The organism is Gammaproteobacteria bacterium (genome assembly GCA_035501935.1).
Lineage (GTDB): Bacteria > Pseudomonadota > Gammaproteobacteria > JAJPIJ01 > JAJPIJ01 > JAJPIJ01.
Genome location: DATJVC010000005.1, coordinates 1 through 13,034 on the forward strand (window position 1 = coordinate 1; position 13,034 = coordinate 13,034).

At 62.1% G+C, this 13,034-nt stretch carries 9 protein-coding genes; 4 read left to right on the forward strand and 5 right to left on the reverse strand.

Annotated elements, in window-relative coordinates; genetic code table 11:
• Both gyrA and mtnA read right to left on the reverse strand, forming a co-directional pair.
• A partial coding sequence (gyrA, locus tag VMH34_00930) for a DNA gyrase subunit A (protein ID HTT07348.1) occupies positions 1-2,641 on the reverse strand: 2,641 nt, incomplete at its 3' end.
• Positions 2,642-2,819: 178 nt separating this feature from the next.
• Positions 2,820-3,872 (reverse strand): S-methyl-5-thioribose-1-phosphate isomerase, encoded by a 1,053-nt coding sequence (mtnA, locus tag VMH34_00935; protein ID HTT07349.1) that lies wholly within the window; start codon positions 3,870-3,872, stop codon positions 2,820-2,822.
• Between the two features lie 44 nt (positions 3,873-3,916).
• Here mtnA and VMH34_00940 point away from each other — a divergent pair, with 44 nt between their 5' ends.
• On the forward strand, positions 3,917-5,242 hold the full coding sequence (locus VMH34_00940) for a TRZ/ATZ family hydrolase (GenBank protein ID HTT07350.1): 1,326 nt from the start codon (positions 3,917-3,919) through the stop codon (positions 5,240-5,242).
• A gap of 4 nt (positions 5,243-5,246) precedes the next feature.
• Here the strand turns inward: VMH34_00940 and rnt are convergent, their stop codons facing one another.
• Together rnt and pyrC are read right to left on the reverse strand one after the other, a co-directional pair.
• Positions 5,247-5,909, reverse strand: a complete 663-nt coding sequence (gene rnt, locus VMH34_00945; GenBank protein HTT07351.1) for a ribonuclease T — start codon at positions 5,907-5,909, stop codon at positions 5,247-5,249.
• The gene (pyrC, locus tag VMH34_00950) at positions 5,888-6,925 is read right to left on the reverse strand and encodes a dihydroorotase (protein HTT07352.1); all 1,038 of its coding nucleotides are present in this window, start codon (positions 6,923-6,925) and stop codon (positions 5,888-5,890) included. The genes rnt and pyrC overlap by 22 nt, the downstream gene beginning before the upstream one ends.
• Before the next feature lie 306 nt (positions 6,926-7,231).
• Between pyrC and VMH34_00955 the strand changes: the two genes are divergently transcribed.
• From VMH34_00955 to VMH34_00965, 3 genes are read left to right on the forward strand one after another with little or no spacing between them, the layout of a single operon-like run.
• Complete coding sequence (locus VMH34_00955; GenBank protein HTT07353.1) at positions 7,232-9,235, forward strand: hypothetical protein; 2,004 nt, start codon at positions 7,232-7,234, stop codon at positions 9,233-9,235.
• Between the two features lie 7 nt (positions 9,236-9,242).
• Positions 9,243-9,755, forward strand: a complete 513-nt coding sequence (locus VMH34_00960) for a hypothetical protein (GenBank protein HTT07354.1) — start codon at positions 9,243-9,245, stop codon at positions 9,753-9,755.
• Positions 9,752-11,953: a hypothetical protein gene (locus VMH34_00965; protein HTT07355.1), complete on the forward strand. Its 2,202-nt coding sequence runs from the start codon at positions 9,752-9,754 to the stop codon at positions 11,951-11,953. The genes VMH34_00960 and VMH34_00965 overlap by 4 nt, the downstream gene beginning before the upstream one ends.
• Positions 11,954-12,002: 49 nt before the next feature.
• Here VMH34_00965 and VMH34_00970 read toward each other — a convergent pair whose 3' ends face one another.
• On the reverse strand, positions 12,003-12,995 hold the full coding sequence (locus VMH34_00970; GenBank protein ID HTT07356.1) for a radical SAM protein: 993 nt from the start codon (positions 12,993-12,995) through the stop codon (positions 12,003-12,005).
• Positions 12,996-13,034 lie beyond the last annotated feature (39 nt).

Genomic DNA, 13,034 nt, shown 5'->3' on the forward strand with positions numbered 1-13,034 from the left:
CGTTCGACACGGGGTCCTCGCCGTTGCCGTTGCCGTTGCCGTTGCCGTTGCCGTTGCCGTTGCCGTTGCCGTTGCCGTTGCCGTTGCCGTTGCCGTTGCCGTTTTCCGCTATGCGCTCCGCGATGCGCTCAACACCCACCAATTTTTCGCCGTCGGCCAGATTGATGAGGCGCACGCCCTGGGTGTTGCGGCCCATCACCGAAATGCCACCCGCCGGGGTGCGCACCAGCGTACCGGAATCGCTGATCAGCATCACCTCATCCTCGTCGGTGACGAAAACCGCGGCCACCACCTCGCCGTTGCGCTCCGTGGTCTGGATGGAAATGACGCCCTGGCCGCCGCGACCGTGCACCGGGTAGTCCTCCACCGGGCTGCGCTTGCCATAACCCTTCTGTGTCGTGGTCAGTATGGTGCTGTAGGGCTCGGCGATGATGAGCGAGATCACCCTCTGCCCTTCGCCCAGACGCATGCCACGCACGCCGCGGGCGTTGCGGCCCATCGGCCGCACGTCATCCTCGCTGAAGCGGATGGCCTTGCCGGCGTTGTTGAACAGCATGATGTCCTGCCTGCCGTCCGTCAGCGCGACGCCCACCAGGGCGTCGTCATCCGGCAGGTCGACGGCGATGATCCCCGACGGCCGCGGCCGTGAATATTCCGAGAGCGCCGTCTTCTTCACGTTGCCCTGTTTGGTCGCCATGAACACGTAGCGATCCTCGGCGAATTCCTTGATCGGCAGGAGCGCCGTGATGCGCTCGCCTTCGGACAGCGGCAACAGATTCACCAGCGGCTTGCCGCGCGCAGTCGGACCCGCCTGCGGCAACTGCCACACCTTGATCCAGTAAATCTTGCCGCGACTGGAGAAACACAGCACCATGTCATGGGTATTGGCGACAAAGAGTTTCTCGACGAAGTCCTCCTCGCGCGTGGTGGCGGCGATGCGCCCCTTGCCGCCGCGGCGTTGCGAGCGGTACACGTCCACCGGCTGCGATTTGGCATAGCCGGCATGCGACAGCGTCACCACCACCTCCTCCGGCGCAATCAGGTCCTCCTCGTTCAAATCCTGATGATCGTCGATGATCTCGGTGCGGCGATCGTCGCCGTACTTCTCGCGCATGTCGTTCAATTCATCGCGGATCACCTGCATCAGTCGCTCCGGACGGCCGAGGATGTCGCGGAGGTCGGCAATAGCGGCGAGCACTTCCTCGTACTCCTTTAAAATCTTGTCCTGCTCCAGGCCGGTCAACCGGTGCAGCTTGAGGTCCAGGATCTCCTGGGCCTGCACTTCCGACAGCCGGTAACCTTCGGTGGACAGGCCCAGTTCCGGCGCCAGGCCCTCGGGCCGCGAGGCATCGGCGCCGGCGCGCTGCAGCATCTGCACGACCATGCCCGGCGGCCATACCCGCGCAATCAGTCCTTGTTTGGCCTGTGCCGGATTCGGGCTGGCCTTGATCAGCGCGATGACCGGATCGATGTTGGCCAGCGCGATGGCCAAACCCTCCAGCTTGTGGGCGCGTTCGCGGGCCTTGCGCAAATCGTAAACGGTGCGGCGGGTCACTACCTCGCGACGGTGACTTACGAACGCCTCAATCATCTGCTTCAGATTGAGCAGCTTCGGCTGTCCGCCGGACAGTGCCACGCAGTTGATGCCATACACTTCCTGCATCTGCGTGTGCTTGTAGAGATTGTTGAGCACCACCTCGGCCACTTCGCCACGTTTCAGCTCGATGACCATGCGCATGCCGTCCTTGTCGGACTCATCGCGCAGTTCGCGGATGCCCTCAATTTTCTTTTCCTTGACCAGTTCGGCGATGCGTTCGAGCAGGCGCGCCTTGTTCACCATGTACGGCAGTTCGGTGACCACGATGCGCTGCTTGTCATCGTCGCTGCCGTAGGTCTCGAAGACGGTGCGGGCCCGCACGAAGATGCGGCCGCGGCCGGTGCGGTAGGCCTCGCGAATGCCCGCCACGCCGCTGATGATGCCGGCGGTGGGGAAATCCGGCCCGGGCACAAGCCGCATCAGCTCCTCGATGCTGACCTCGGGTTTGTCAATCAGCGTGATGCAGGCATTGATGATTTCACGCAGATTGTGCGGCGGGATGTTGGTGGCCATGCCGACCGCGATGCCGGAGGAACCATTGACGAGCAGGTTCGGAAATTTCGCCGGCAGGATGGTGGGCTCCTGCTCCGCACCGTCGTAGTTCGGCACGAAATTGACAGTCTCCTTGTCGAGATCGGCGAGCAGTTCATGGGCGATGCGCGCCATGCGCACTTCGGTGTAGCGCATGGCGGCGGGATTGTCGCCGTCCACCGAGCCGAAATTGCCCTGCCCGTCCACCAGCAGGTAGCGCAGCGAGAAATCCTGCGCCATGCGCACGATGGTGTCGTACACCGCCGTGTCGCCGTGCGGGTGATACTTGCCGATGACGTCGCCGACGACGCGCGCCGATTTCTTGTAGGGTTTGTTCCAGTCGTTTCCGAGTTCGTGCATGGAAAAGAGCACGCGGCGATGGACCGGTTTCAGTCCGTCGCGCACGTCGGGAAGCGCCCGGCCGACGATGACGCTCATGGCGTAGTCCATGTAGGACTGCCGCATCTCGTCTTCGATATTTACCGGCAATAATTGCCTGGCGAATTCAGTCATGCGGGCGTCTTTCAACCCGCCTTTTCAAGAGGTTCATCCTGGAAAGCGGTAAGATAGTTTAACAACATGATTTTAAAAGGCTTTTAAACAAAATGCGCCGGTGTTTCCACGGCGCTTTTTCAAGTGTTAAATTCTACCATGCACGGACCCGCAGTGCACTGAAAATTTGCGTGATTTTTCAGCCTTGGATCACCTGCGCCACGCGCGCGGCATCGGGACGTTCAATGAGGCCTTTTTCCGTCACGATCACATCGATGAGCGCCGCCGGCGTCACGTCAAACACCGGGTTCCACGCCCCCGCGCCGGCCGCCGCCACGGGCATGCCGGCATGGCTCAGCACCTCCGCCGCGTCGCGTACCTCGACCGGAATGTCGCGTCCGCTCAAGACCGTCAGATCGAAGGTCGAGGACGGCGCCACCACCATGAATTTCACGCCGTGCGCGCGCGCCGAGAGCGCCAGCATGTAGGTGCCGATCTTGTTGGCGGTATCGCCGTTGGCGGCGATGCGGTCGGCACCGACGATCACGCAATCCACGCCATGGGTCGCCATCAGATGCGCGGCCGCTGCGTCGGCCAGCACCGTCACCGCCATCCCGTCCCGCGACAATTCCCACGCCGTCAGGCGCGCGCCCTGCAGCCACGGCCGCGTTTCGTCCACATAGACCGCCTTGAGCGATCCGCGGGCATGGGCGGCGCGGATGACCCCGAGCGCGGTGCCGTAACCGCCGGTCGCCAGCGCCCCGGCGTTGCAATGCGTGAGCACCGTGGCTTTGGGCGGCAACCAGTCGGCGCCCAGTTTGCCCATCTTGAGATTGGCGGCGCGATCCTCGTCGTGGATAGCCTGGGCTTCGGCCAGCAGCGCCGCCTCCGGTGACCCATTGATGGCATCGAACCGGCCTCGCATGCGTGTAATGGCCCAGCGCAGATTGACGGCCGTGGGCCGCGAGGCGGCGAGCCGCGTTAAATCTGCTTCGATGGCATCGCGCCAATTGTCTCCGGCACCTTGATAAGCCGTTCGCGCGGCCAGGACCACGGCATAGGCCGCCGCGATGCCGATGGCCGGCGCCCCGCGCACCACCATGCCATGGATGGCCCGCGCCACTTCGGGTGCGGTATTCATGGTGAGATATTCTTCGCGCTGCGGCAACCGGCGCTGATCCAGCAAGCGAAGGCCGCCGTCCCGCCATTCCACCGCATGAAAAGATTCCCGCCCAGCCGCAGGCTGCTCCACGTTCATCTCTCCGCAAACCGGCACGCCATGTACAATACCTGCTCATGCCGTCCAACTCCATCGACCTGCTGTTGACCGCGCGCTGGGTCATTCCGGTCGAACCGGAGGGCGCCGTGCTCGAGCACCACGCGCTGGCCGTCGATCAAGGCCGCATCATCGCGCTGCTGCCCGCCCAAGAAGCCGTGCAGCGTTACCAAGCGCGCGAAACCGTCCGCCTGGCGGGACATGCCCTGCTCCCCGGCTTCATCAACGCCCATACACACGCCGCTATGAACCTGCTGCGCGGCTATGCCGACGATCGGGCCCTCATGGACTGGCTGCAAAACCACATCTGGCCAGCCGAGGCAAAATGGGTGGGCCCGGAATTCGTGTGCGACGGCAGCCAGCTCGCCATCGCCGAGATGCTGCGCGGCGGCGTCACCTGCTTCAACGACATGTACTTTTTCCCGGAAGAGACCGCGCGCGTGGCGGCGGCGGCGGGCATACGCGCCATCCTGGGCATGATCGTCATCGACTTCCCCTCCGCCTACGCCGCGCATGTCGATGAGTATTTCAAAAAGGGCCTGGCGCTGCATGATGAATGCCGCGACCACGCCCTCATCCACACTGGCTTTGCGCCGCACGCGCCTTATACCGTCTCCGATGACGCCTTCCGGCGCATCGCCACGCTGACCGGCGAATTGAATGTGCCGATCAGCATTCACGTGCACGAGACCGCGGGCGAAGTTCGCGAGGCGCTGGCAAAGACCGGCGAGCGGCCGTTGAAACGTCTGGAGCGGCTGGGGTTGATCACGCCGCAATTGCTGGCCGTGCACATGACGCAACTGGAGCCGCACGAGATTGCCCTGCTCGCAGCCCAGGGCGCGCACGTCATCCATTGCCCGGAATCCAACCTCAAGCTCGCCAGCGGCTTCTGTCCCGTCGCCGCATTGCTCAAGGCCGGCGTCAATGTCGCACTCGGCACCGACGGCGCCGCCAGCAACAACGACCTCGACATGTTCGGCGAGATGCGCACCGCCGCCCTGCTCGCCAAGGCCGTGGCGAATGACGCCACCGCCGTGCCGGCGGCGCAGGCCCTGCGCATGGCCACGCTTAACGGGGCCCGGGCCCTCGGCATGGATGACCTGACCGGTTCGCTCGTTTGTGGTAAAGCGGCGGACGTAATTGCGGTGGATCTAAGTCCGGTGGAGACACAGCCTGTACACGATCCGATCTCGCAGATTGTCTACGCCGCCGCCCGCGACCAGGTCACCGATGTCTGGGTTGCCGGCCGGCAGTTGTTGAAGCAGCGCAAACTTCTCACTCTTGACGTACCCGCCGTCAGCGCCGCCGCGCATCTCTGGCGTGATAAATTGCACGACGCTCGGTAAATCATCATGTCTTCAATTCACTCGTCAAGACATCCCAGCGATTGATGATGATGCAGAAAAGATCGGCGGTCAGTTCGGCGTCGTAGATTGCCGAATGCGCCTTCCCCGAGTTCCATTCCAGGCCGGCCACCTTGACGGCCCGTGCCAGCACGGTCTGGCCGAAAGCGAGCCCCGCGAGTGAGGCGGTGTCCAGCGTGGTGAAGGAATGAAACGGGCTGCGCTTGATTTTGCAGCGCTCCGCCGCCGCCTTCACGAAGGCCAGATCGAAGAAGGCGTTGTGGCCCACCAGTATGGCGCGGCTGCAACCCTGCTTTTCGATCTCCTGCCGCACCGGTTTGAAAATTTTCTCCAGCGCCTCCTTCTCCGGCAGCGCCATGCGGAATGGATGATACGGGTCGATGCCGTTGAATTTCAGCGCCTCCGGATCGAGTCTGGCCCCCTCAAAAGGCAGCACATGCGAATGCAGCGTCTCGCCGCGTTCCCAACGGCCCTCGCCATTGATCCGCAGCAGCACCGCGGCGATTTCAAGCAGGGCATTTTTGATCGGATCGAAGCCCGCAGTCTCGACATCCACAACCACCGGCAGAAAACCGCGAAACCGCCGCGCCACAGGCGTGCGGGGGCTGGCGGGCTCAATGGGTTCAATCAGGTCTTCTGCAGTTTCCATGTACATTCCCCGCCGGCGCGAAACGGCACCAGCGTATGTTCGCCAAAAGGCAGCGATTCCGGCACACGCCAGGTTTCGCGCTTGAGGATGATTTTATTCTTATTGCGCGGCAGACCGTAGAAATCGGCGCCAGAGAAGCTGGCGAATGATTCCAGCCTGTCGAGCGCGCCGGCTTGTTCAAACACCTCGGCATACAGCTCGATGGCGGCATGGGCAGTATAGATGCCGGCGCAACCGCAGGCGGACTCCTTGGCGTGACGCGCATGCGGCGCGCTGTCGGTACCGAGAAAAAACTTCGGATTGCCGCTGACGGCCGCGCGCACCAACGCCTCGCGGTGCGACTCCCGTTTCAGCACCGGCAGGCAGTAGTGATGCGGCTGGACGCCCCCGGCAAGCATGGCGTTACGGTTTAAAAGCAGGTGATGCACCGTGATCGTGGCACCGACACTGGCTGGCGCGCCCATCACAAAATTCGCGGCGTCCTTCGTGGTGATGTGCTCAAAGACCACTTTGAGCGCGGGAAAATTGCGCGTGATCGGTTGCAGGACATGCTCGATGAAAACCTTTTCACGGTCGAAAATATCGACATGGGTATCCGTCACCTCGCCATGGACCAGCAACGGCAGGCCGGCGCGCTGCATCTCTTCCAGTACCGGCAGGACTTTGGCTATCGCGGTCACCCCTTCATCGGAATTCGTGGTCGCACCCGCCGGATAATATTTCACCGCGTTCACGAAGCCACTCGCGGCGGCAACCTTGATCTCCGTTGGCGGCGTATTGTCGGTGAGATACAGAGTCATCAACGGTGCAAAGGCGGCGCCTTTGGGCAATGCCGCGAGAATGCGGTCGCGATAGGCGCGGGCCCGTGCCACTGTCGTCACCGGCGGCCTAAGGTTCGGCATGACAATGGCGCGTGCGAACTGCCGTGCCGTGTCCTGCACCACGCTGGCCATGTAGGGGCCGTCACGCAAATGCACGTGCCAGTCGTCCGGCCGGGTCAGCGTCAACGATTGCATGGCCGTGGTACGAGTTCCTCGTTGTCCGTTATCCCGCATTGTGAAGTGAAGATAATGATTAGAAAAGTCATATAACCAACGGAATTCAGGATGGTGCTTGCGACACTATACACCTGGCGCATGCGCAGATGACCCATGGCGCCCGGAAATTCCGCGATTCTGTGCATGGACAACCGTAAATTTCGGTGCCATGCTGCATTCAAATAAGTTTCGCATCGTTTTCAAAAAACGACTTACATAGGGATCCGGGGGGATCCATTGCATGGGGGGGGCGCCGGGACTTTCGTCCCGGCGGACAATGCATCTATGTATTTCCTATCTTCGATCGCCGAGAGCCCGCTGGCGCGCGTTCTGCCGCCGGCCTCTGAAACTTCGTCGCCACTGCGCGGGGTATGCGCGCTTGTGCGCCGCTGCGCGCTGTATACGCTGATCGGTACCGGCCTGCTGCTGGCCACGTCATTGCCCGCCCAAGCCGAATTGAAGGCGGAAGCGCCGTCCCTCAAGGACACTATCATCGAAAAGGGCAAGGAAAAGGCGACCGATGCGGCCGTTGATGCTGCGTTTGACAAATTCAAGGACGTAGTCGCGGGCGGCGAAATTACCCCGGAGATGTACCAGATATTGCAGTCAGTGTTCAACAGTATCGATGGCATGAAGGGAATACGCCGCAGCCCCTGTGAAGCGGCGGCCTATGACATGGCCTGGCAGGACGCCTTTGACGCCGCCCATCAGGGTCCGATAACCGCTTTTGGACGTGCCATCCTGGACACGTTGAAAAACCTCTTCTCCTTCGGCAGTGCCGGCCTGGCTGGCGAGGTTGCGGATTGGGCGAAGGATCAGGGGATCGATTTCGCCAAGGACAAGTTCAAGGATCTCCTGAGCGAATACATCCGCGGCAAACCGCCGGAAAAATATGAGAACTCCTTCACGCGCGGCGCCTGTACACAAGCGATCGAGGCGGTCTGGGACAAGGCGACGGGCAGTTATCACGTGCTGCTGAGCGGTGGTTGCGGCTGCCAGCCCTACACCTTTGGAGGCTTGACGTACGGGCACAATATCACCGTGCACATCAAAAGCTGGTTCGTATATGTCACCGGCAGGGTCTCGGTAAAACCCACGGATGATAACAGCGGCATGACGCTGATAGTGGGCACGCCGCACATCAGTCTGCGCGCGGATTGCGACAGCTGCGCCGAACCCACCCACACGACCGCGAAGCCGACCGGCGGAAGCGTCACTGCCGGCGGGGTAACGACGGGCACGGGCGGCGGCACGACTACCGGCGGTGGTACAACCACGGGTGGAGGAGGCGTGACTCCGCCGCCACCCCCACCAGCGCCGCCGCCTCCACCGCCGCCCCGTCCGCAATGGTCGGAGCAGAATCCCTGCCCTGAATGCCGGCCCTTCCTGGATCTGGCAATCAAGCATCAGCAGGAAGCCGCGAAATATGATCAGGAGGTCCAGCGCATTCGTGGTCAGATCGCCGACAACGGCGGGGAGCAGCAAAAGGTCCTCGACAAGATCGCCCGTGAACAGAAGGAGATTGAAGCCATCGGCAAGTCCGGGGCCGGCGGCTCGGCCTACGACCCCGAGACCGGGAACACCACCGAGGCGTGGACCCAGCCGGACGGTCGCGTGAAGGTCACCGTCAAGGATGCCAATGGCAATGTCATCGAGGAGCGCTGGCGCGATCGCCGCGATGCCGGCAAGGTACGCGATGAACTCGCCGCTGACCAGAAAAAACTCCAGGAACTGAAGCAAAAGCAGGAGCAGTTGCAGAAGGATCTGGACTACAACCAGCGTGGTGCGGATACCCAGCGCAAGCTGGCCGACGACGCAATGCGCGCCCTGCGCGAATGCATCGCCGAGAAATGCGGTGTGCTTGATGTGCAGGTCCAGCAGGTCTATCACATCACGGGGAACAATCCATTCGACCCGCAGGATCCGACCGCCAGGGAGGCCAATCAGCAGATCGAAGAGCGTACGCAGACCACTACCGGCACAAGTGGTGGCGGCACCTTCCTGGTGACCAGTGGCACTTATTTTGGCAGCGGCGGCTGTGGAATTTTTTCAACCGATCTCACCGTGTCAGGCGGATCGGTCACCGCCAGTCCCTTGGGGGCGAATGCCTCGGTCATGTTCACCGTGAACGGCGCCGATGCCCGCTCGAACAGCACCAATCTCACCATTCTCGCCGCCCCGGGCCATACCTGTGATATCAAGGATGGCAGCAGTTCAACAACGTTCAGCCTGTTCTGCTTCAGAACCGCCAATCCGGCGATTAACTGCACCGAACCCATGCACCCGTAGGCCGCCGATGAAAACGCGAACGTTGCTTGCTCACTGCGCCCTGGCACTCGCGATCTCTTTGCATTCGATCTGCGGAGTGGAGGCGCGCCAGTTCCGCCAGCTGCGCCAGATCGCCTCTCCGACCACCAACATTGCGACATTGCCCGCCAATGCGCGGCCCGTATCGCAGATGCATCCTCTCTCGCGCGAACAGGTGGCACCGCTGGTGGAAAAGGTCATCTCGGCCTGGAATACGGCACAGCTCGGGGACATGCTGGGGACGGAGTTTTATGACAGCAGCAGGTTGACCGATGCCGTGAACAGGCTGGCGACGCGCGATGCGACCCTGCGGCTGCAGTCGGTACAGGGCGTGCAGACCCTCCAGCAATACTACGACGGTGAAGATGGCAAACTGGTGAGCATTGTCTCCGCCACGGTCCGCACCCAGCTCGAATTCAACGACCCCCAGAATGGATTCCAGCGCCGCCCCGGCGTCAATGAATACATCCTCAAGATAACCCAGACCGCGCCCCCGCCATGATCCGCCGACGCGCTGATCGCGATGTCATGCTTCGCTGCGCGGTCGCCGCGGGAGCCTTGTACACGGCATTCGCCAGCGCCGATGATCAGGTGCCATTCCCCGGCTGGGACATCAACGGCTCCAATACGTTGCGGCTGGAATCCTACGATAATAACGGCGACAAGAGCGCGAGTCCTTACCCGTTCGACGGCGGCCAGTACTACGACGAATACGGCCTGAACTTCCTGAATAACGAAACGCCCTATGATACCTGGCGTCTGCAGCTCTACGGCGTATTCAACGCCTCGGATTACCGCTCGCATGATCGAGGTGTCGTGCCGGAACGCATGAGTCTGGTGCACGAAAAGGGCGATGGCGACCTGCCCTATCGCGCGGAACTCGGTGATTACTTCTCCTACTACAGTTTCCTCACGCTGCAGCGTTCGCTCAAAGGGTTGCAGATTGAACTGCAGCCGCATGCCGACTCCGCCGGCTGGCAGCATTCCATAGTCCTCACGAGCGGCACGCCCATCCAGTCATGGAAAAATTTCACGCCCCACGAGGACGCCGTCAACGGCGCCTCATGGCTGATGGACAACGGGCATGGAAGCTCCTACGCGCTCAATTTCGTGGCGAGTCACCGCTCCGGCAACGCAGTTCTTGGCACCCTCGTCCGGGACCAGTACACCACCAGCCTTGCCGGCGAGCAGGAATTCCTCGGCACGGCCCAGCGTGTCACCGTGGAGGGTGAGGCCGCTTACATGTGGGGCGACGACGATGGCGTTGCCGGCGTCAACAACGGCCAGGATCGCAACGGCAACGGCTTTTTTGGTGAAATCCGCGGCCAGGACCTGCATCTTCCCCTCGACTACCGCGCGCGGGTGGAATACTACACGCGGGACTTTCAGCCGCGCGGCGGGGTCATCACCCCCGATCGCCGATCGGTGGAGTTTCACGCGGGCTGGCGTTTTGACTCGGGCCTGCGCCTGAGCGGCCGCATCCAGGCCTTCGAAGACGCATTTCAGACGAAAAATTCCCTCGATACCCACACCGTGGGCTTCAATCTCTCCGGACCGATGTTCCGCGGCACGCTGAACGGCGTTACCGGCAGTATGGATTTCTACGTGCAGACTCTGGACAACGACAACAACACCATCGATCAACGCGTCGTCAACTCCACCATCAACCTGAGCAAGCCGCTGCCCGGCGACTGGTACGGGCGGCTGGCGGTTTTTCTCCAGGACATTGACGACCATACTCCGACGAATGCGGACTTATGGACCGGTCAGTATCAGGTGAGTGCTGATCACACTTTCGTACTCGCCGGTTTCGACGGCACCATCACGCCCGGAATCATGTACCGCAATCTCAGGAACGGCCCGCCCAAAGCCGATGACTGGAGCCCCACACTGGCGCTGCGCATGAACCGGGGCCCGCATGCGGTCGGCTTCAATTACGGTTTCCTGACGCAGGATCGGCATTTTGTTGGCGCGACGGACATCGACACCCAGACTGTGGCGTTCGACTACCGCTACACCCTGCGTCAGAACACCTTCGGTGTCGATTTCAACCTATTCGATCGCAATCCCAATCCCGGACGTTTCACCGATGCCTGGCGCACCGGCATTTTCTGGACCTACAGCTTCGATCGCCCGGCCAATCTCGCCGCGCGTGGTTATGAGGCGATCGGCGGCGCGGCACCCGCCGGTCCCATCTCCGCCGATCTCCGTTCACTGGCACCGGGCGTAACCCTGGCCGATGCAACACAGGCGCTCACCAGCGCGGGTATTTCCGGTGGGTCTCCGCAGGCCAACTACATCGTCTACGAATACCCGCTGCTGCGCGAGATAGAACAGCGCCAACGGCTGGTACTGATGCACGACGGCGTGCAGCTGACCGGCTCGGCGCTGATCATCGATCTCGACACCGTGGGGAACGTCGACAGCCTCGCGCAGACCTTCGAACACGTGCGCAAGGCGCTGATCCAGCATTACGGCAACCCCGCCAACAACTTCGAGGACGGCGATTTCACCCCCTCTTTTGTCGACGACGTCAATTCACAACGGCTGATCCGTGTGTCGGAATGGATCACGCCCACCGGTATCTTGCGCCTGGGCATCCCGCGCCGCCTCGACGGCCAGGTGCGCATCGAGATCCAGCATCAACGCTCGTTCCCGTTGCCGCGTGAAACGCTGTGGAGCATCGAGGCAGTGCGCTGAACGCAACCCGCACTTAATGCGCAGGGGGTTATTCGTCGGAAAGTCTCGATTAATGCGAACGCTGATCAAAGCGCCACAGGCCGGCGGCGCGCGCGGCGGCATGGGCGGCTTGCATCTCGCCCGGGGTCGGCCGGCGGTTGATCTCTGAATATTGCGGCGAGCCGCTTTTACCTGCCGCACCCACCTGAAACTCCGGGCGGTACTGACCCATGAGGTTGAGGTAGGTATCCGGCGAGATTTCCTGTGCCAGCCACCGGCAGATCGCGGCGACTTCATCGGTCTGCCCCGGCATGACCAAGTGCCGCACCAGCACGCCGCGACGCGCCAGCCCGTCCGGGCCGAATTTGAGCGGCCCGGCCTGGCGGTGCATTTCCGCAATGGCCTCGCGCGCCCGTTCGGGATAATCCTTGGCCTTGGCGTAACGGCGGCTGCTTTCGTAATTCCAGAACTTGAAGTCCGGCATGTAGATGTCCACGATGCCGTCCAGCAGCTTCAGCGACTCGACCGAGTCGTAGGCACTGGTGTTGTAAACGATGGGCAGGTTCAGTCCTTTCGGCACGGCAGCGGCGATGGCTTCGACAACCTGTGGCACGACGTGTTCGGGCGTGACGAAATTGATATTGTGGCAGCCGCGTTTTTGTAGCGCGATCATGACATCGGCGATCCGTTGAGCTGGATATTCGCCGCCGATTTTCTGCTGGCTGATGTCCCAGTTCTGGCAGAACACGCAGCGCAGATTGCACAGGGCGAAAAATATGGTGCCGGAGCCATTCCAGCCGCGCAGGCAATCCTCCTCACCGAAATGGGGAAAGACGCCCGCGACCCGGGCGTAACGGCCGGTATTGCAGACACGCATCTGGTTTTCAAGCCGGTTGACATGGCAGTCGCGCGGGCAGGCACAGCAATCCTCCAATTCGCGCAATCCCGCCGTCATGCGCGCCGCCAGCACGCCTGAACGGCGCAGCTGCAGGTAGGCCGGCTCGAAATCCTCGAGCAGAAACGCGGGGCCCACCCGCGGGCGTCTGAGGAACCTGGCCAGCATGATTTGAACCTAATCCTCCAGTAATGGCCTGTCAAACTG